The organism is Pandoraea sp. NE5 (genome assembly GCF_024363545.1).
In the GTDB taxonomy this organism is placed as follows: Bacteria; Pseudomonadota; Gammaproteobacteria; order Burkholderiales; family Burkholderiaceae; genus Pandoraea; species Pandoraea cepalis.
The window spans coordinates 4582741-4602722 of the sequence record NZ_AP025517.1; the positions used below are offsets into that span (position 1 = coordinate 4582741).

Genomic DNA, 19982 nt, shown 5'->3' on the forward strand with positions numbered 1-19982 from the left:
GTCGAATCGCTGGCGTAAGCCGTTGAATGCCGGCCGGGCGTCGCACTCCAGGGATTCCGCCGCCAACACGCCCAATCGGACCGGTTGAAAAAAACGACTGGAAAATTGCCCGGGATGCCCCCACACTCTTCGTAAGCCCCTCCCCGTGGACAACGAACGCATGAATACGCCACAAACCAACCCTCTGCTCGATATCCAGGGACTTCCCCGTTTTGCCGAGATCCGCCCCGAACACGTAACGCCCGCCGTCGACGTGCTCCTGGCACAAGCGCGTGCGGCTGTGGACAAGGCTGCAGATCCCTCCACGCCGCCGACGTGGGCCAACATTCTCGACGCCGTAGAAGACGGCACCGAAGGTTTGGGCCGGGCCTGGGAAATCGTTGGACACCTGAACGCCGTCGCCGACACCCCGGCGCTTCGCACGGCATACGGCGATAACCTGCCGCGCGTCACCGAATTCTCCGCCAGCGTCGGCCAGAATCTGGCGCTGTTCGAAAAGTACAAGGCCATTGCAGCCGGCCAGGAATTCGCAGACCTCTCTCCGGCTCGCAAGAAAATTCTCGACAACGAGATGCGCGGCTTCCGATTGGGCGGCGCCGAACTTCCTGAAGACCAGAAACCGCGATTCGCCGACATTCAGGAAGCACAGGCGGACCTCGCCAAGCGCTTCTCGGATCACGTGCTCGACGCGACCAACAAATTCTCGCTTGTCGTGACCGACGAGCAGGACCTCGCCGGCCTGCCCGACGACGACAAGGCCGCGGCACGTGCCGCCGCACAGCGAGACGGCCTGGACGGCTGGAAATTCACGCTACATTTCCCCTCGTACTTCCCGGTGCTGCAATACGCCGACAATCGCGCGCTTCGCGAAACGCTGTACCGGGCCAATGTGACCCGGGCTTCCGAACTCGGCCCGCAATTCGGCAACGGCGAGGCGGACTGGGACAACACCGAGATCGTTGTCGAGCAACTCGCGCTGCGCCGCGAGGAAGCACACATGCTCGGCTTCAAGAACTACGCCGAGGTATCGCTCGAGCCCAAAATGGCGGAATCGCCCGCGCAAGTCCTCGAGTTCCTCGAAGACCTCGCCCGCCGCGCGCGTCCGTACGCCGAGCAAGACTGGGCCGAACTGCAAGCGTTTGCCGCCGAGTCGCTGGGCATCGAGAAGCTGCAACCCTGGGACACGACCTACGCATCGGAGAAGCTGCGCCAGCAACGCTACGATTTCTCGGAGTCGGAAGTCCGTCAGTATTTTCCGTTGCCCAAGGTGCTCGACGGTCTGTTTCGCGTGGCCGGCACGTTGTTCGGCGTGACGATTCGCCCGCAGGATGCCGAAACGTGGCATCCGGATGTTCGCTTCTTCCGCATCGAGCGCGATGGCGAACTCGTGGCGCAGTTCTACATCGATCTGTTCGCCCGCGAAGGCAAGCGCGGCGGTGCCTGGATGGACAGTGCCCGCACACGCAAGCGCCTGCGCAACGGCACGCTGCAAACGCCGGTGGCGTACCTCGTGTGCAACTTCCCTGCCCCCGTCGGCGACAAGCCGGCGTTGCTGCCGCATGACGACGTCATCACGCTGTTCCACGAGTTCGGGCACGGCCTGCATCACATGCTCACGCAAGTGGAAGATGCCGGCGTGGCGGGCATCAATGGCGTCGAGTGGGATGCTGTCGAGTTGCCGTCCCAGTTCATGGAGAACTTCTGTTGGGAGTGGGATGTGCTTGAGCACATGACCGCTCATGTGGAGACGGGTGCCCCGCTGCCGCGAGCCCTGTTCGACAAGATGCTGGCCGCCCGCAACTTCCAAAGCGGTTTGATGATGCTGCGTCAGTTGGTCTTCTCCGACTTCGACATGCACCTGCATTACGATTTCGATCCGCACGGCAACGAGTCGGTGCTGTCGCTTTCGCAACGCATCAACGATCGATTGCACGTTACGCCTCAGGCGGATTTTTCGCGTTGGCCGAATACTTTCAGCCACATCTTTGCAGGCGGCTACGCGGCCGGATATTACAGCTACAAGTGGGCGGAGGTGCTGTCGGCGGATGTGTATGCGGCGTTTGAAGAGGCGGCGAAGGTCAGCGGCTCAGTCCTCGATACCGCCACCGGCGCCCGCTACCGCGATGAAATTCTCGCGGTGGGCGGCAGTCGCGAAGCAATGGCGTCGTTCATTGCGTTCCGGGGTCGCGCACCGGAAGTCGATGCCTTGCTGCGCCACAGTGGCATGTCGGCAAGCTGACGCACCGCATCAAGTCAGCGAGGAATGAACAACGGGCGCCTCTGTGCGCCCGTTGTTTATCGTGATACAGGATGCACACCATCATTCATCTTCGTCACAGCCGTTCGGTCGCCAAACATATTGGCTCGTTCCCTTATCGAGACAGTGAGCCGCCTGGAAGCGAATGATGCATCCGTTTTCATACGTTCGCACGCATGCACCTTCGACGCATCGCGTCTGCATGCGAACCACCTGCCCGGTAGGAATCCGGCAGGGTGCGGGCGACACTGACGCCGCCTGTGGTGTCGGCAAACGCCTCCCCGGGCGCTGACCGCTATCGAACCAAACCTGTGCGCTATCGAGCGAACATTGCCCTGCGCGCTGACACACGGCGAAGGCGTCCTGAACGGCAGACGTCTGCGTGTCACCCAGCGCAATGCCGATCTCTCCATTGACTGCACGCACGACCGCCCAGTAAGCCGGCCCATTACCGGACATCAACACGTCGCATCGCCCGCCCCGGCGACCGGAAGCCAGTTGGGCTCGGCAACGATCCAGCGCGGCGACCTTGGCCTTTGCCATCGACGTCTGGTCGGTCACCGACACATACCGAATCCCGCTCGCGGTCCGCACCCCGGCCACCGCCGACGCCGCGACACTCGGCGTGCTGGCGATCGCCAGCACGCTCGCGAGGCCTACTGTGCAAATCAAGGGATAGGAACGCCACCACTGATTCATGACGTGACCGCCGCCGCGCGATTTCCAAAAGTTGAGATTCATACGGCATCAGATCACATCGCCCAAACCGACGAAGCCTCAAGCAGAAGGGAAATCAGTCGCCATATGGCATCGCCGTAAGCCCGTTCGATCGCCCCGCGATCAAGTGACATCGCACCAACGACGCACGCTCAAAACAAAACAGGCGGCGCATCTCACGATGTCACCGCCTGCTTTGTCGGGGCTCCCCCCTTGCCGAACGCCGCCTAGCGGCATGTTCAGCCATCCCGTCGTCGCTCAGGTGCCGCGCTTGATCCACGCCGACAAATTGTGCGGACGCAGCGTGTCGTACTCTTCGAACGGCTGGTGAATCCACGGATTCGTCGGCAGGAAATCGACCGCGTAATCGGGCGCCACTTTCGAACACGCCTTGTGCCACAGCACCGCCGAGCGCACGTCTGTCACCTTTGGGAAACGCTCCTTGAGGTGCTTGCCAACGCGCTCGAGCGTCACGCCCGAATCGACCAGGTCGTCGACCAGCAGCACGCGACCTTCCAGCTCGCCGCGCGTGATGGTGATGAAGTGAGCGATGTCGAGGTCACCGCGAACGGTCCCTTCGGCTTCACGATAGGAACTGGTCGCCAGAATCGCGAGCGGCACGTCGTAGATGCGCGCGAGTTGATCGCCCACACGCAAGCCACCCCGGGCCAGGCACAGGATCTTGTCGAACTTCCAGTTCGATTCGTAGACCTTGAGCGCAAGTCGCTCGATGAGCCGATGATACTCGTCCCACGAGACCCAAAGGTTCTTGTCGTCGTTTTGGGGTAGATTCATGGTGTGCTGTGCCAACGCTACGGTGCTTCAGTGCTTGAACGGGTGACGCAACAAGATGGTTTCGTCACGATCCGGGCCGGTCGACACCATGTCGATCGGAATACCGCTCACCTCTTCAATGCGCTTCAGATAGTTCTGCGCCTGAGCCGGCAACTGGTCCCATGCCGTCACGCCCACCGTGCTCTGCGACCAGCCGGGGAAGTCTTCGTACACCGGCTCGCATCGCGCCACATCCACCGCACCACGGGGCAGGATGTCGACCGTCTTGTCGCCAATCTTGTAGCCGACACACAGACGCACCGTGTCGAGACCGTCGAGCACGTCGAGCTTGGTCATGCACAGGCCGGTCACGCCGTTGATCTGAATCGAGCGCTTGAGTGCTGCGGCATCCATCCAGCCGGTACGGCGCGGGCGGCCCGTCACCGAACCGAATTCCTTGCCGACCGTGGCCAGTTGCAGGCCGATCGCTTCCTGACGGGCGGGGTTGTCCGCATCGTACAGTTCGCTCGGGAACGGCCCCGCACCCACGCGAGTGCAATAGGCCTTGGTGATGCCCAGCACGTAATGGAGTTGTTGCGGACCGACGCCCGCGCCAGCCGAAGCGGCACCCGCGACGCAATTGCTGCTGGTCACAAACGGATACGTACCGTGATCGATGTCGAGCAACGTGCCCTGGGCGCCTTCGAACAACAGGTTCTGGCCTTCTCGGTTGGCCGCGTAGAGCATCTGCGACACGTCGGCGATCATCGGCTGCAGACGCGCAGCGTAGCTCAGCATCGTATCCAGCGTTTCCTGGAAGTCGACGGCCTTCGCGCCCAAATACTGTGTCAGGACGAAGTTGTGATAATCGAGGGTTTCACGCAGACGCTCGGCGAAAGTCTCCGGATCGAAGAGATCCTGCACGCGCAGCGCACGGCGGCCGACCTTGTCTTCGTAAGCCGGGCCGATGCCGCGACCGGTCGTACCGATCTTGCCGGCGCCGCGACGGGCTTCACGCGCCTGATCGATGGCGACGTGATACGGCAGAATCAGCGTACAGGCTTCGGAAATGCGCAAACGACCGCACACATTCAGGCCCGCGCTTTCCAACTCCTCGATTTCCTTGAACAGCGCTTCCGGCGAGAGCACCACGCCGTTGCCGATGTAGCAGGTGACGTCCTTGTGCATGATGCCCGAGGGAATCAGGCGCAGAATTGTCTTCTTGCCACCAATGATGAGCGTATGTCCGGCATTGTGGCCACCTTGAAAACGCACCACGCCTTGCGCGTGATCGGTCAGCCAGTCGACGACCTTACCCTTACCTTCGTCGCCCCATTGAGTTCCGATAACGACGACGTTGCGCCCCTGATTCAAAGCATTGCCGGACATAACAATAGTTGGTTTGGTTAAAAACGTATTCTACCCGTGTTGGCGTAGGCTAGTGCCGCTTTTTTCAGCGACGTTCACCGGGGTGTCACAACCCATTGGCCCGCTTTTTCGACAAGGACGCGGTCGCCCGTGAACTCCTCGAAATCCTGATCGTGGCCCGGCAGCATGCGAATAACGACTTCACCCGCGTTGCGCAGGCTGTCGATCTTCGCGCGCAGCCCCGGCACATCGTCAGCCGGCGCCAAAATCGCGTTACTCCGCGCTTCGACCGGGGAAATCGCAGCCAACTCACGCAAATCCAGCGAAAAGCCCGTTGCCGGACGGTCTCGACCAAACGCCTGGCCCACCTTGTCGTAACGGCCGCCGCGCGCAATCGCATTGGGTATGCCGTCGACATAGGCCGCGAACATCACGCCGCTGTGGTACTGATAGCCACGCAGATCGGCCAGGTCGATCGACAATACGGCCGGCCCGTCCTTGCTTTGCGCCGCCGCCAGATAGGCCAGATCGTCGAGTGCCGCCCTCACGCCGGGCAGGTCCGGCAACGCCTTGCGGGCACGAGCGAGCGTCTCGGCCGGTTCGCCATACAGCGTGGTCAGCGCCAGCAAGGCATCGCGCAGGCTCGCCGGAAGATCGCGGGTCAACGCCTCGAGCTGCGGCACGTCCTTCGTGGCCAATGCCCCGAACAACTCGCTCTCGACGGCCTCAGCGGCCGGCACGCCCTCGATGAGCGCTTCGAGCACACCGGCGTGGCACAAATCGATGCGGATCTGCTTCAGACCGGCAAGCTGGAGACAGTAAAGCAGCAGTTCCTGGATCTCGAGATCGGCTTCGAGCCCGCTGTGCCCAAAGATCTCGGCACCGATCTGGAATGGCTCGCGCGTCGCCAGCAGATTACGCGGACGCGTAAATAGCACGCTTCCGGCATAGCACAGCCGCGTCACGCCCTTCCGATTGAGCAAATGAGCGTCGATACGGGCAATCTGCGGGGTAATGTCCGCACGCAGGCCCATGGTGCGCCCGGAAAGCTGATCGACGAGCTTGAACGTGCGCAGATCGAGGTCATGGCCGGTGCCGGTCAGCAGCGACTCGACGTACTCGAGCATCGGCGGCATCACGAGTTCGTAGCCGTAGGTACGGAAACGGTCCAGCATCAGCCGGCGCAGATCTTCAATCTTGCGCGCCTCGGAAGGCAGCACGTCGGCGATATTTTCGGGGAGTAGCCAGTTCGGCATGGGTATTTCGGTATTCAGGCGGCGCGAGAAAGCGCCTTTTAGTGGTCGGCCAGCAGCATCAGAATCAGCCCCAGCGAGACGGCGGCCAAACCGAAAAAGCGAATCTGGCCGGACGGCATTTCCGTTATTTTACGAAAACTTTGCCGCCACCGGTCTGGTGCGACAAACGGAAACATTCCCTCGACAATCAGCATGAGGGCCAAAGCGAGAAGAATCGTGCTGGTGCTCACAGGGGACTCGGCCAAAATGCCACCGCCCGCGATTGACGCGGGCGGTGGCAGCTACTCGGATGTCAAGGACGCTATTTTCGCGCTTTTCCGGCCGGCGCGCCAGCCGCACCGCCGGAACCACGCATGAATCGGAAGAAATCGCTGTTCGGATCGGCAATGATCACGTCGCGCTTGTCACGGAAGGTCGCCTTGTACGCTTCGAGGCTCTGATAGAACTGAGCGAACTGCGGATCGCGACCGAACGCCTGCGCGTAGATACCGGCAGCCGTCGCATCGCCCTCCCCCTTGACCTGCTGCGCCTTGGCATAGGCCTCCGCCACGACCACGTCGCGCTGGCGGTCGGCATCGGCGCGAATCTGCTCGGCCTCGGCCGCGCCGGTCGAACGCAATTCGTTCGCCACGCGCTTGCGCTCCGCCGCCATCCGGCTATAGACCGAATCGCTGATACCCGCGGCCAGATCGACCCGGCGCATCCGCACATCGACAATTTCGATGCCGACTTGCGCAGCGTCCTCGCCGACCTTCTGCTTCACCCACTGCATGACCTGATCGCGCTGCGACGACACGACCTCGGTCACGGTGCGCTTGGTGAACGCTTCCTGCAACGCCGAGCGAATCTGCTGCGTCAGACGATCCTGCGCGAGGCGGCTATCCCCCTTGAAGCTGACATAGAACTTGCGCGGATCGACAATACGCCACTTCACGTACGAGTCGACGATCAGGTTCTTCTTCTCGGCCGTGATGAAGCGTTCCGGCTCGGGATTGTCGATGGTCATGATGCGCTTGTCCAGATACAACACGGTCTGGAGCGGCGGCGGCAATTTGAATTTCAGGCCGGGCTGACTATAGACGTCCTTGATCTCGCCCAGCGAGAACACCACGGCATAACGGCGCTGATCCACCACGAACATGGTCGAGGCAAGCACGATCAACAAAACGATCAGCGCGACAATAACGGTTCCAATACGGTTCATGCGCTTATCCCCTTAGCGTGAATCGCGTTCGCGGTTGCGCAGTGCCGCGCGCGATCGATCATGGTCAACATCGCTGCCGTCATCGGCGGCGGGCGCACCCGCGGCCTTCCCTGTGCTGGCGCCCGAGGCCGGTGCCGGGGCCGACGCGTCGCTACGCGAACGCTCCATGATCTTGTCCAGCGGCAGATACAACAAACTATTGTTCTTCGAATCCACCATGATCTTCGTGGTGCGCGAGTAGATCTGCTCCATCGTGTCGAGATACATCCGCTCGCGAATGACGCCCGGCGCCTTCGCATACGCTTCCTGCACCGACTTGAAGCGATCGGCATCGCCCTGTGCCTGCGACACTACGCGCGCCTTGTACCCGGCCGCCTCTTCCGTCAGACGCGACGCCGTGCCCTTGGCGCGCGGAATCACGTCATTAGCGTAGGCCTGCGCCTCATTCTTGGCACGCTCCAGATCCTGGCCCGCCTTCACCGCATCGTCGAACGCAGCCTGCACCTGTTCAGGCGGCTGCACGCTTTGCATCGTCACGCTCGTGACCAGGATGCCGGTCTTGTAACCGTCGAGAATGCGTTGAATCGAGGTGACGAGTTCATTGGCGATTTCTTCGCGGCCAGCGTAGAGCACGAAATCCATGTTGCTCTTGCCGACAATCTCGCGCACGGCCGTTTGCGCGGCCAGATTCACCGACGATTCGGCATCCACGTTATTGAACAGGAACTCGGTGGCGTCCTTGATGCGGTACTGCACGGCAAAGCGCACGTCGATGATGTTCTCATCGCCGGTGAGCATCGACGAGTCCTTCAGATCGGTGTCGCGAATGGTGTTCGAGCGGCCGATTTCGACCGAACGGATCTGCGACATGTTGACGATCTCGACCGCCTGGAACGGATACGGCAGGCGCCATTGGATACCCGACGTCGTGGTGTACTTGTACTTGCCGAATTGGGTGACGACGCCGACCTGCCCTTCCTGGACGATGAAGACGCCCGTTGCCAGCCAGATCAGGAATGCCAGCGCGACGACCACGCCGACGCCGATACCCGAGCCACGCGAGCCCCCGGCGCCGCTACTCGAGCCACCGTTACCGCTCCCGCCGCCCTTGCGGCCGAAGATACGGTTAAGACGCCGATTGAAATCGCGCCAAAGTTCGTCGAGATCGGGCGGGCCGTCCTGCTGCGGACCTTGCGGTCCGCGCTGCGGCTCCTTCTGATCCTGCGAATTCGGATTGTTCGAACGATCGGGGCGGTTCGGTTCCTGATTACCGGACGGCGTATCGCCGCCGCCGTCCCGCCCCCAGCGCGGGTCGTTCAGGGAGAAGATCAAGCCAACTCGTCGCATCAAAGCTTTTGGAAGCATAGGTAGAAGCGTGGTGACTGAAGCGGTCTTGGCGTTGCGACCGGCGCGCCCACTTCGGAGTGCGCATGCTGCCGGTTCGCGCGTGGTTCCCGAATCTGGTATGCCGATCGGCGGCCTTGACCGGCCTCCGTCTGGTCTCTTGCCAGGTCGTCGCCCTCGTTGGGCCGTGCTGCCGGAAATCCCCGTGGCAAGCTCCGCCCTACATGGTGCGACGTCTCGTGTTATCTGTCTTCTGCGCGCGGCGCATCGGTCCAACGGTCGATAAGCCGGACATCGGGCGCTTCTTGCAGCGATTGTAACCCACCCGTACCGGCCACAACCGCCTCGCTGATGGCCTCGCGCAGCAGGTCGAGCCCTTCGCCAGTGCGCGCGCTCAAAAAGACTCGCGTGATGCGCCCGGCTTCATCCCGTTCGATTCTCGGGCCTTGCGCGGCCAGTTCCGGCACCGCATCGATCTTATTCCAGACAAGAATCTGCGGGATGTCCGCCGCATCGATCTCCGCCAAAACGGCGTTGACCTCGGCCATCTGCTCCTGACGCACCTGACTTGAGGCGTCCACCACATGCAACAGCATGTTGGCGTGCACCGTTTCCTCAAGCGTCGCCCGGAATGCCGCCACCAACTGGTGCGGCAGCTCGCGGATGAATCCGACAGTGTCAGACAGCACGATGTTCCCGACTTCGCCAAGATAAACGCGACGCGACGTCGTATCGAGCGTGGCAAACAGCTGATCTGCGGCGTAGGCGTTGGCTTTCGTCATCGCGTTGAAAAGCGTGGATTTGCCTGCGTTCGTGTAGCCCACGAGCGAAATCGACATGGTGCCGCTGCGCTGACGCGCACGTCGCTGGGTGTCGTGCTGGCGCTGAAGCCGTTCGAGACGCGCAGAAAGCGACTTCACGCGCTCGCCGAGCAGGCGACGATCGGTTTCCAACTGCGTTTCACCCGGCCCGCGCAGACCGATACCGCCCTTCTGACGTTCCAGGTGAGTCCAGGCGCGCACGAGGCGCGTGGACAAATACTGCAACTGTGCGAGTTCGACCTGCAGCTTGCCCTCATGACTCTTGGCGCGTTGGGCAAAGATATCGAGGATCAGGCTGGTACGATCGACCACACGGCACTGCAGCAGGTGTTCGAGGTTACGCTGCTGACCGGGGGTCAGGGCGTGATTGAAAATCACCAGTTCGACATCGTACTCGTGGATCGCGGCACGCAGTTCTTCGGCTTTGCCACTGCCGATGAACAGCTTCGCGTCCGGGCTACGGCGACGGCCGGTAACGGTCACGACAGGCGTGGCGCCTGCGGATTGCGTCAGAAGGTCGAGTTCTTGGAGACTGGCTTCGAAATCGAGTTTGCCGAAATCGATGCCGACGAGCGCGGCGTTGATAGTCAAGCTACGCGGGGAGTGGGTATTGGGGCTGTTGGACAAGAGCGGGCGATGGGGAAGAGAAATTCGCCCGGCCGGAGTGACTCCCGGTCGGGCGAGCCTGAATCAGGACTGCTCGGCTTCCGGATGGAAATTCACCGGACGCGCAGGCACGACCGTCGAAATGGCGTGCTTATAAACCATTTGGGTGACCGTGTTGCGCAGCAGGACGACATACTGGTCAAACGACTCGATGTTTCCCTGCAGCTTGATACCGTTGACCAGATAGATCGAGACGGGAACATGCTCCTTACGCAAGGCGTTCAGAAACGGGTCTTGTAGAAGTTGCCCTTTGTTGCTCATATATAACTCCGTTGTATTTTTAGCAAATGACCGTAAGTCAAGGCGTGTGCGCGCTTCCCGCCTTGACTTCCACACTATAGCTGATTTTGCTAGCGTCGCCAGCAAAACCCCGCCCGGGTTTGGCTTTCATTCGCCCTTGGCGTAAGGGTTCGCGCTGTTGCGAAACTCTATGCGTAATGGAGTGCCCTTCAACTTAAAAGTTTCCCGGAAACGATTCTCCAGATAGCGGCGATAGCTGTCGGTCACGCCATCGAGACTATTCCCGTGGATGACGATGATCGGCGGATTCGAGCCCCCTTGGTGCGCGTAGCGCAACTTCGGACGCGAGAACCCGGAACGCCGGGGCTGCTGGTGCTCCACCGCCTCGTTGAGGGCGCGCGTGAGCTTCGGCGTCGGCAACTTGGTCATGGCCGCCGCGTACGCATCGTCCACCGAGCGCATCAGCGGGCCAATGCCCGTGGACTTCGTCGCCGAGATAAAGTGAAAATTCGCAAAGCCAAGGAATTTGAGTTTTCGCTCAAGCTCCTGCTTGATCTGGTCGCGCGAATACTCGTCCAGCCCGTCCCACTTGTTCACGCCGACGACCACCGCACGTCCCGACTCGACGATGAAGCCGGCAATGTGCGCATCCTGATCGGAGATGTCCTGACGGGCATCGAGCATGAGGATCACCACGTTCGCATCGGCAATCGATTGCAGTGTTTTCACGACCGAAAACTTTTCAACCGCTTCGAACACCTTGCCACGACGACGCAGCCCGGCCGTATCGATCAACGTGTAGTTTCGCCCCTGACGCTCGAATTCGATGTGGATCGAATCGCGCGTGGTCCCCGGCATGTCGAACGCGATCACGCGCTCTTCGCCGAGCAGCGTGTTGACCAGTGTCGACTTGCCAACGTTAGGACGCCCGACGATCGCGATCTTCACTCGCCCGTCGTCGCGCGTGCTGTCCTCGTTCTCGTCCTGATTGGCATAGAACGGCGCGATGGCTTCGTCGATGACTTCCTTGACGCCGTCGCCGTGTGCCGCCGAGATCGCCAGCGGATCGCCCAGGCCGAGTTCGTAGAAGTCATTCGCGACCGCACTGTACTTCATGCCCTCGGCCTTGTTGACCACGAGCATGATCTTGCGTCCCGTCTTGCGCAGATAGTCCGCGATGATCTGGTCTTGTGGCGTCAGGCCCTGACGCCCGTCCACGATATAGATCACCACGTCGGCCTCGACCACGGCCTGGCGCGTCTGCTTGGCCATTTCGTGGAAAATGCCGTCCTTGGCCACGGGTTCGAAGCCACCGGTGTCGATCACCAGGTACGGATGCTCGCCAACGCGCCCCTCGCCATAGTGACGGTCGCGCGTGAGCCCGGGCATGTCGGCGACGAGCGCGTCGCGCGAGCGGGTCAAACGGTTGAATAGCGTCGATTTGCCGACGTTGGGGCGCCCTACGAGCGCGATCACGGGTTTCATGAATAAGCCTAAAAACGAAGACGGCCGGCGCGCTGCCGGCCGTTCCCGGAAAATGCCCGGGTGCTGCCGGTCACCGGTTAATCCGGACGGAAGCCGTAAATGTTGCCGTCGCGCGTTTGCACGACCAGCGTCTGGCCGGCGAGAATCGGCTGTGCACTGATCGCACCACTGAGCTTGACGCGGGCGAGCAGTTCGCCGTTCTCACGCGACAGGAAATGCAAATAGCCCTGCTTGTCGCCCACCACCACGACACGGCCGAGCGCCAACGGCGCCGACAAGTCGCGGTACTTGAGCTTGTCGTTCTGCCACAGTGTACTGCCATCGGCAGCGTTGAAAGCGTAGACGGCGCCGTCGGTGTTGACCGCCGCCACGACACGCTCGTCCTGCGTCACACCATTCGGCGACGAAAAATCACGCGCCCACAGGCCATTGCCGGTCTGCACATCGGCGCATCCCACCCGGCCCTGGAACGTGGCGCCGCACACCTGGCGGCCGAAGACGACCGGCGTGCCCGTAACGTCGTTCACACGCTCCACCTCGGTCACGCCCTTCGGGTACGACAGCGGCGTGACCCAAAGCGGGTTGCCGGTGTTGGCATCGAGCGCCACCAGCTTGCCCCCCGGGAAGCCCGTCACGACCGCACGATCGCCCAAAAACGTCATGCCGGTCCCGGTGCGCAGTGTGAGCGTCGACGTCGGCTGCGAGTACGACCAGCGCACCGAACCGGTGGCGGCGTCAAACGCCGTCACCCGGTTGTTGATCGCGCGCACGACGACCAGACCCCGACCGACCAGCGGCGCCGTGAGCACTTCGCTACCGGCGTTCGCCTTCCAGGACGACTTGCCGTCGTGATCGAACGCGATCACGTCGCCCTTGTGCGTGGCGACGACGGTCGTCTCCCCATCGCTGCCCGGACCGGCGGTGATGTTCGTATCCGCCTTGGCCGACCAAGTCGACGCACCCGTGTCGGCATCCACGCGCACGATGCTGCCGTTGGCGCCCGCCGCGAACACGGCGTTGCCCACGGCGACCGGTGCGAAGCTATAGGCGCCGGACTTACCGACGCTCGCCGTCCATATCTGCTTGACGTTCAGCGCCTGCTTGATCTCCGTGAGCGGCGTCGGCTCGTGCGCCGGCTTGCTGCCAAAGAGTCCACACCCTCCCAGCGTACCCAGCACGGCCAGCATCGTCACGGCGCTGCCCGCGCGCTTGAAAATGCCACGGCGCGTCGAGACGGACTGTGACGTGGCCATCGTTTGCGGCATCGATCGACGGAAGTCGTTAAAGATCATCATGTACCCGATTTTGCGTTATGGGAGGGTAATACTTGCCAACGGAATGCCGACGCGCGTCAGGCCCCCAGCGCGTCGAGCTTGAACTGAACGAACTGGCGCATGCCCGAGTCCTGCTTATCGAGCTTGTCGAGTGCCAGCTTGTATGCGGCCCGCGCGTCGGCCATCTTGCTCTGTGCGACGAGCACGTCGCCACGGCGATCGGCAAACAGCCCGGCATACGGTGCCGGCGGATTGTCGAGCAGCTTGAGCGCCTCGTCGTACGCCTTCTCGTCGAGCAGCACGCCGGCCAGACGCAGCTTGGCGAGTTGCTTGTACTCGTCGTCTTTCGCGTTCGACACAGCCCATTGCAGTTGCGCTTTCGCGAGCGCCACGTCGCCCGCGTCCGCCAGCGACTTGGCCGCCAGTAGCGCCGTCATCTGGGCGTAAGGCGTGCCGCTGAACTTGCTTTCCATGTCCGACGCGATACGCGCCACCTTCGCCTTGTCCTTGGCGTCGATCGCGGTTTCCAGCTCGCCGTAAAGCACACCGGCCTCGACAGTCTGCTTGCGGTCGTAATAACGCCACAGGTTCCAGCCACCATAGGCCAGCATGATGACGACCAGCATCCAGACAACGTAATTGCCGTACTGCTTCCACCAGGCCTTTACGTTCTCGATCTGTTCCTGTTCCTCGTGATAGCTGCTCATTCGCCGGGGTTCTCCGTGTCTGGCGTCTTGGGTTAGTGAAGCGTCGTGTTCGCCGTGCCGTCATCGGCCAGGCTTTCGTTCACGCTTTCGTCGGCACTGGCGACGATGGCGTCGATCAGGTGTTCCGCGAGGGCCTCGAACGCCACGCTCGTCTGGTTGTTCGCCGGATCGGCGGCACGCAGATGCTTGACGACGACGGTACCCGACGCTACTTCGTTTTCACCGACGATGATGGCGAAGTTCGCGCCGCTCGCATCCGCTCGCTTCATTTGCGACTTGAAGCTGCTGCCCTTGCCGTCCGGGCTGCAATGGAACACGACGTTCAACCCGGCGTCGCGCATGCGTTCGGCCGCGATCAAGGCCGGCGCAACCGCCGCCTCACCCTGGTGCACGACGTAGACGTCGGCCCCTTCGGCCTGCGGCACGAGGTCGTCTTCGCGCAACAATTCGAGAATGCGCTCAACGCCCATCGCCCAGCCGCACGCCGGCGTGGCGTCGCCACCCAGTTGCTCGACCAGCGGATCGTAGCGGCCGCCACCGGCGACCGTACCCTGCGCGCCGAGCTTGTCGGTCACCCATTCGAACACGGTCAGGTTGTAGTAATCCAGACCGCGCACCAGACGCGGATTGATCGTGAACGGAATGTTGTTCGCCTTGAGCAGCGACTGCACGCCTTCGAAGTGCTTGATCGAGTCCTCGCCGAGATAATCGATGAGTTTCGGCGCCCCTTCGACCATCGCCTGCATCGCCGGGTTCTTCGTATCGAGCACGCGCAACGGATTCGTGTAGAGACGGCGCTTGCCGTCTTCGTCGAGCAGGTCGACGTGCTTCTCGAGATAGGCAATCAGATCGGCGCGATGACGCGCACGCTCTTCGCCCTGGCCCAGCGAGTTCAGTTGCAACTGGATGCCGGTCAGGCCGAGATCGTCCCACAGGCGCTGGCACATCAGGATGATTTCGACGTCCGCATCCGGGCCGGCAAGCCCCAGTGCTTCAACCCCCACCTGGTGGAACTGGCGATAGCGGCCGCGCTGCGGCTTCTCGTGGCGGAACATTGGACCGAAGTACCACAGGCGCTTCGGGCCGCTGTACAGCAAATTGTGTTCGAGCGTTGCCCGAACCGCCGCAGCCGTTCCCTCAGGGCGCATCGTGAGCTGCTCGCCGTTGAGCGAATCGGTGAAGCTGTACATCTCCTTCTCGACGATATCGGTCACTTCGCCAATACCGCGCGTGAACAACGACGTATGCTCGAGGATCGGCGTGCGGATCTGCTGATAGCCGTACGCGCGCAGCATGGCGCGCACCGATTCCTCGAAAAACTCCCATAAGGCCTCATCCTGCGGGAGGATGTCGTTCATGCCTTTGACCCCGGCCAGTTTGGCGGGGCGCTTCTTCTTTGCGTCAGTCATATTTTCTTGTGTCCTGCCTGCTTAGGCGGTGACCGCCCCTTCGGTCTGAGCGTAGCGGGTCTTCACGTACTCGTCGACGATCTGCTGGAACTCTTCGGCGATGCGATCGCCGCGCAGCGTGCGGACCTTTTCGCCATCGACAAAGACCGGCGCGGCCGGCGATTCGCCCGACCCCGGCAAGCTGATGCCGATGTTCGCGTGCTTCGATTCCCCCGGACCATTCACGATGCAGCCCATCACCGCCACGTTCATGGTCTCGACGCCAGGATATTGAGCCTTCCATACCGGCATTTGTTCACGCAGATATGTCTGAATACTGGAAGCGAGCTCCTGGAACACCGTGCTCGTCGTGCGGCCGCAACCCGGGCAGGCGATGACCATCGGCGCGAACGCACGCAGGCCCATCGTCTGCAGAATTTCCTGCGCCACGACAACTTCCGCGGTACGCGCACCGCCCGGCTCGGGCGTAAGCGAGATGCGGATCGTATCGCCGATCCCTTCCTGCAGCAGCACCGACAGCGCCGCCGTCGACGCCACGATACCCTTCGAGCCCATGCCGGCTTCGGTCAATCCCAAATGCAGCGCGTAGTCGCACCGCTTGGCCAGTTCGCGATACACGGCGATCAGGTCCTGCACGGCGCTCACCTTACACGACAGCAAGATCTTGTCGGCCGACAGACCCACGCGCTGCGCCAACGCCGCCGACTCGAGCGCCGACGTGATGAGCGCTTCGTACATCACGCTTTGCGCGTCCCAGGGATGGGCGCGAGCAGCGTTCTCGTCCATGATGCGCGCGAGCAACGCCTGGTCCAGGCTGCCCCAATTCACGCCGATTCGCACCGGCTTGTCGTACTTGATCGCCATTTCGATCATTTGCGAGAACTGCGTATCTCGCTTGGCGCCCTGCCCGACGTTCCCCGGATTGATGCGGTACTTCGACAACGCCTCGGCGCATGCCGGGTAGTCGGCGAGCAGCTTATGGCCGTTGTAGTGGAAGTCGCCCACGAGCGGCACGGCTACGCCCATGCGATCGAGTTGATCGCGAATCGCCGGCACCGCGGCGGCCGCTTCGGGGGTGTTCACCGTGATGCGCACCAGTTCCGAGCCCGCCTGCGCGAGTTCCTTGACCTGAATGGCCGTACCGATTGCGTCTGCGGTATCGGTGTTGGTCATCGATTGCACGCGAATCGGCGAGTCGCCACCGACCGTCACGAGCTGGCCGCCACAGCGAATGGCGACCTTACGCGACTGACGACGAGGTGCCGGACCGCCGATGATCGGCATGCATTCTACAGAAGCCATGATTACCCTCTTTCGGTCTCACTGCAGCGTCAGACGCGCCACGTTACCCGCATTGCGGGACTTGATCTCGACCGGTTGACCGTTGAATTCCAGCGATTCGACGCCCGCCACGTTGCCCACAACGATCTTGAGCGGCGCATCGCCCGTAATTTCCTGTGCGGTACCCGCGCGCATCAACTGGGAGAACAGCACCTTGCCGCCCTTCGAACGCACTTCGACCCAGCTATCGGATTTCAGCCGCAACGAAATCTTGCCGGTCCCGGGCGCGACCGCGCTGACCGCAGATGCCGGCGCGGGCGCTGCCGCCAAAGGCGAACTCGCCCCGGCGAGCCCGGCAACCACATGCGTCGGGTCGGCCGCGGCGATCAGGCCCGGGCCCGCCGCCGTCGTGGCCGAAGCGCTGTCGACCGTGCTTTCCGTATTTCCGATGTTCGCGCTTTCCGCGCCCGGCGGCGTGCCATTGGCGTCGGTCACCACGGGCTGGCTGGCGGGCTCCGCCCCCTGCGCCGACACAGCGCTGGCCAGCTCGGCTGGCTCGACCGACCCACGGCCCGCCTTGTGGGCGTTGCCGAAGTACCACGCGGCGCCCGCGATCACGACCAGAGCCACCAATGCCCAAGGCCATTTGGCCTGCGACGCGGCGACCGGCGAGCGGAAACGCACCGGGCTCTTCGGGATGCTGGGCTGGCCCACCGGCGCCTGCGGAACGTCGACGGCAGCGGCGCGGCCGAAACTGCGCAGCGGCTCGACCATCGGCTCCGGGTCGGCCCCGAGCATACGTGCATAACTGCGCACGACCCCCAGAATGAACGGGATTTCCGGCAGCGCTTCCCACTCGCCGGTTTCCAGGCGCTTGAGCTTTTGCACCGAGATTTTCAGGCGCGCCGACACGTCTTCGATCGACATGCCGCGCTTCTCGCGCAATGCGGCCAGTTGCGCTCCCACCTGCGCTCCCAGCTCAGCCCATCCGGCGGCCGCGCCCTGTGACGCGCCCGGGCCCTGAGCCTCGGCTTGCCCGCCGGCTTGCGCCTGATTCTGGTTATCCATCGATACGCCCCCGTTCGTAAGCAGCCGCCCGCAGCGGCTGAGGATATGCTGACCACAATTCCCCACCATCACCTGCCGTGCGCGCGGCGTAAGAATCTGCTCGGCGCATCAGAAGTTTCTGCAAGGAACTGAAGGAATCGCGCAGGACACAAAACGCGCCCTGCGCAAGGAATGCTGTCGTGCGAGACAGATCCGACGAGCGACATGGCACGCGCGGGGCCGACGGCCCTCGCCACGGTCCGCGCTCGCCCATGCGCAACGTCATACGGTACGCACCTCGACCGCGATTTTCCCGAATTTGCCGCGTTGTGCAAGTCGCGTGCGATCCTGCACCTCGCCGGCGAGTTGACCGCAAGCGGCGTCGATGTCGTCGCCACGCGTCTTGCGCACGGTCGTCACGAGGCCTGCGTCGAGCAGAACTTGCGCAAAGCGCTTGATCTGCGGATCCTTCGAGCGCAACAGCCCGGACTCGGGAAACGGATTGAACGGGATCAGATTGAATTTGCACGGCACGTCGCGCGTCAGCGCAACCAGCTCGCGCGCATGCGCCTCGGTGTCGTTCACACCGTCGAGCATGCAGTACTCGAACGTGATGAAATCGCGTGGCGCCACTTCCAGGTAACGCTCGCACGCGCCCATCAGCTCGCGTAACGGATATTTCTTGTTGAGCGGCACGAGGACATCGCGCAGCGCGTCGTTCGGCGCGTGCAGCGACACCGCCAACGCCACGGGCAACTCCTGGCCCAGCCGATCCATCATCGGCACGACACCCGAGGTCGACAGCGTGACACGGCGACGTGACAACCCATAGGCGTTGTCATCGAGCATCAGGCGCATCGCCCCCACAACATTCTCGAAGTTGAGCAGCGGCTCGCCCATGCCCATCATCACCACGTTGGTGATAACGCGCTCGTTCTTGCCCTCGCGTCCGAGGTCGCGGCGCAATGCGAATTCGGCCATCCACAACTGACCAATGATCTCGCCGAGCGACAGATTGCGAGAGAAACCCTGCTTGCCGGTCGAACAAAACCGGCAATTGACGGCGCAGCCCGCCTGCGAAGAGACGCAAAGCGTGCCGCGCGTTTCCTCGGGGATGTAGACCGTTTCGACGGCATCGCCGTTGCCCACGTCCAGCAGCCATTTGCGCGTGCCGTCAGCCGACAGGTGGTCGGTGATGACATCGGGCGACGCGATCGTTGCGCGTGTGCGCAACTTCTCGCGCAGCGACTTGGCCAGATCGGTCATGCCGTCGAAATCGGCGGCGCCCATCTGGTGGATCCAACGCTGGAGCTGGCGGGCACGGAACGGCTTCTCGCCGAGCGAGCCGCAATAGGCGGCCAGACCGTCCGGATCGTAATCAAGCAGATTCGTGAGGTTGGTCATGACCTGGGTCCTTCAACATCCCTTCGGTAACTTCCTGCCATGGAGCGGCTAAACGCGGCTTAGCGCGCGTAGACGTTCATGCCCGGGAAGAAGAACGACACTTCCACGGCAGCCGTTTCAGCGGCGTCCGAGCCGTGCACGGCGTTGGCGTCGATGCTATCGGCGAAGTCGGCGCGGATCGTGCCCTTCTCAGCCTTCTTCGGGTCGGTGGCACCCATCAGATCGCGATGCTTCGCCACGGCGTTCTCGCCTTCCAGAACCTGGATCATCACCGGGCCCGAGACCATGAAATCGACCAGATCCTTGAAGAACGGACGTTCCTTGTGCACGGCGTAGAATTGCTCGGCTTCGGCGCGCGACAGATGCACCAGCTTGGCAGCAGCGATCTTCAGGCCCGCGTTCTCGAAGCGGCTATAGATCTGGCCGATCACGTTCTTGGCAACGGCATCGGGCTTGATAATCGACAAAGTGCGTTCGACTGCCATGAAAAACTCCAAAAAATTAAGCAGTTATACAACCAACATGAACCCGTGATTGTAGCACGAAGGCTGTTATGATGGGGATGGAACCTACAGTGCGCATACCGCTCAAACGCAGGACGGCCGGGACGATCCGGCTTGTCGTGAAGTCAGGATCATCGCGGGATTCCGACACCTTCCCTACATAGGAGGGTTGGACAACGACGCGGCGGATTGAAATTCAGGCATTCGCCCTGACATTTTGAGAAG

18 protein-coding genes are annotated in these 19982 nt (G+C 62.3%); 1 reads left to right on the forward strand and 17 read right to left on the reverse strand.

What is annotated here, in order from left to right:
• Nucleotides 1-160 precede the first annotated feature (160 nt).
• Nucleotides 161-2239 carry a M3 family metallopeptidase gene (locus tag PanNE5_RS20720; protein WP_261938739.1) on the forward strand — a complete coding sequence of 693 codons (2079 nt, stop codon included), beginning with the start codon at nucleotides 161-163 and terminating at the stop codon, nucleotides 2237-2239.
• Nucleotides 2240-2320: 81 nt separating this feature from the next.
• Here PanNE5_RS20720 and PanNE5_RS20725 read toward each other — a convergent pair whose 3' ends face one another.
• The 17 genes from PanNE5_RS20725 to ndk form a co-directional block, all read right to left on the reverse strand.
• Nucleotides 2321-2998, reverse strand: a complete 678-nt coding sequence (locus PanNE5_RS20725) for a DUF4189 domain-containing protein (RefSeq protein ID WP_017231572.1) — start codon at nucleotides 2996-2998, stop codon at nucleotides 2321-2323.
• 234 nt (nucleotides 2999-3232) lie between these two features.
• The gene (locus PanNE5_RS20730) at nucleotides 3233-3769 is read right to left on the reverse strand and encodes a phosphoribosyltransferase (RefSeq protein ID WP_017231571.1); all 537 of its coding nucleotides are present in this window, start codon (nucleotides 3767-3769) and stop codon (nucleotides 3233-3235) included.
• A 27-nt stretch (nucleotides 3770-3796) separates the two neighbouring features.
• Complete coding sequence (locus tag PanNE5_RS20735) at nucleotides 3797-5137, reverse strand: adenylosuccinate synthase (RefSeq protein WP_017231570.1); 1341 nt, start codon at nucleotides 5135-5137, stop codon at nucleotides 3797-3799.
• 74 nt (nucleotides 5138-5211) lie between these two features.
• On the reverse strand, nucleotides 5212-6372 hold the full coding sequence (locus PanNE5_RS20740) for an ATP phosphoribosyltransferase regulatory subunit (protein WP_017231569.1): 1161 nt from the start codon (nucleotides 6370-6372) through the stop codon (nucleotides 5212-5214).
• 38 nt (nucleotides 6373-6410) lie between these two features.
• Entirely contained in the window at nucleotides 6411-6566 is a 156-nt protein-coding gene (locus tag PanNE5_RS20745) for a DUF2065 domain-containing protein (RefSeq protein ID WP_150553354.1), read from the reverse strand.
• Between the two features lie 107 nt (nucleotides 6567-6673).
• The gene (hflC, locus tag PanNE5_RS20750) at nucleotides 6674-7576 is read right to left on the reverse strand and encodes a protease modulator HflC (RefSeq protein WP_017231567.1); all 903 of its coding nucleotides are present in this window, start codon (nucleotides 7574-7576) and stop codon (nucleotides 6674-6676) included.
• Nucleotides 7577-7588: 12 nt separating this feature from the next.
• On the reverse strand, nucleotides 7589-8941 hold the full coding sequence (gene hflK / locus PanNE5_RS20755; protein ID WP_026131523.1) for an FtsH protease activity modulator HflK: 1353 nt from the start codon (nucleotides 8939-8941) through the stop codon (nucleotides 7589-7591).
• Between the two features lie 221 nt (nucleotides 8942-9162).
• The gene (gene hflX, locus PanNE5_RS20760) at nucleotides 9163-10332 is read right to left on the reverse strand and encodes a GTPase HflX (RefSeq protein WP_017231565.1); all 1170 of its coding nucleotides are present in this window, start codon (nucleotides 10330-10332) and stop codon (nucleotides 9163-9165) included.
• Nucleotides 10333-10431: 99 nt separating this feature from the next.
• Nucleotides 10432-10668 (reverse strand): RNA chaperone Hfq, encoded by a 237-nt coding sequence (gene hfq / locus PanNE5_RS20765; protein WP_010807283.1) that lies wholly within the window; start codon nucleotides 10666-10668, stop codon nucleotides 10432-10434.
• A 126-nt stretch (nucleotides 10669-10794) separates the two neighbouring features.
• Nucleotides 10795-12132: a ribosome biogenesis GTPase Der gene (der, locus tag PanNE5_RS20770; protein WP_017231564.1), complete on the reverse strand. Its 1338-nt coding sequence runs from the start codon at nucleotides 12130-12132 to the stop codon at nucleotides 10795-10797.
• Nucleotides 12133-12209: 77 nt separating this feature from the next.
• Nucleotides 12210-13385, reverse strand: a complete 1176-nt coding sequence (gene bamB, locus PanNE5_RS20775) for an outer membrane protein assembly factor BamB (protein ID WP_026131521.1) — start codon at nucleotides 13383-13385, stop codon at nucleotides 12210-12212.
• A gap of 98 nt (nucleotides 13386-13483) precedes the next feature.
• The gene (locus tag PanNE5_RS20780; RefSeq protein ID WP_017231562.1) at nucleotides 13484-14113 is read right to left on the reverse strand and encodes a tetratricopeptide repeat protein; all 630 of its coding nucleotides are present in this window, start codon (nucleotides 14111-14113) and stop codon (nucleotides 13484-13486) included.
• A gap of 32 nt (nucleotides 14114-14145) precedes the next feature.
• On the reverse strand, nucleotides 14146-15522 hold the full coding sequence (hisS, locus tag PanNE5_RS20785) for a histidine--tRNA ligase (protein WP_130025657.1): 1377 nt from the start codon (nucleotides 15520-15522) through the stop codon (nucleotides 14146-14148).
• A gap of 21 nt (nucleotides 15523-15543) precedes the next feature.
• On the reverse strand, nucleotides 15544-16824 hold the full coding sequence (ispG, locus tag PanNE5_RS20790) for a flavodoxin-dependent (E)-4-hydroxy-3-methylbut-2-enyl-diphosphate synthase (RefSeq protein WP_261938740.1): 1281 nt from the start codon (nucleotides 16822-16824) through the stop codon (nucleotides 15544-15546).
• An 18-nt stretch (nucleotides 16825-16842) separates the two neighbouring features.
• Nucleotides 16843-17871 (reverse strand): RodZ domain-containing protein, encoded by a 1029-nt coding sequence (locus tag PanNE5_RS20795; RefSeq protein WP_261938741.1) that lies wholly within the window; start codon nucleotides 17869-17871, stop codon nucleotides 16843-16845.
• 261 nt (nucleotides 17872-18132) lie between these two features.
• The gene (rlmN, locus tag PanNE5_RS20800) at nucleotides 18133-19254 is read right to left on the reverse strand and encodes a 23S rRNA (adenine(2503)-C(2))-methyltransferase RlmN (RefSeq protein WP_261938742.1); all 1122 of its coding nucleotides are present in this window, start codon (nucleotides 19252-19254) and stop codon (nucleotides 18133-18135) included.
• 59 nt (nucleotides 19255-19313) lie between these two features.
• Nucleotides 19314-19739, reverse strand: coding sequence for a nucleoside-diphosphate kinase (gene ndk / locus PanNE5_RS20805; protein WP_017231638.1), 426 nt, complete (start codon nucleotides 19737-19739; stop codon nucleotides 19314-19316).
• Nucleotides 19740-19982: the final 243 nt, after the last annotated feature.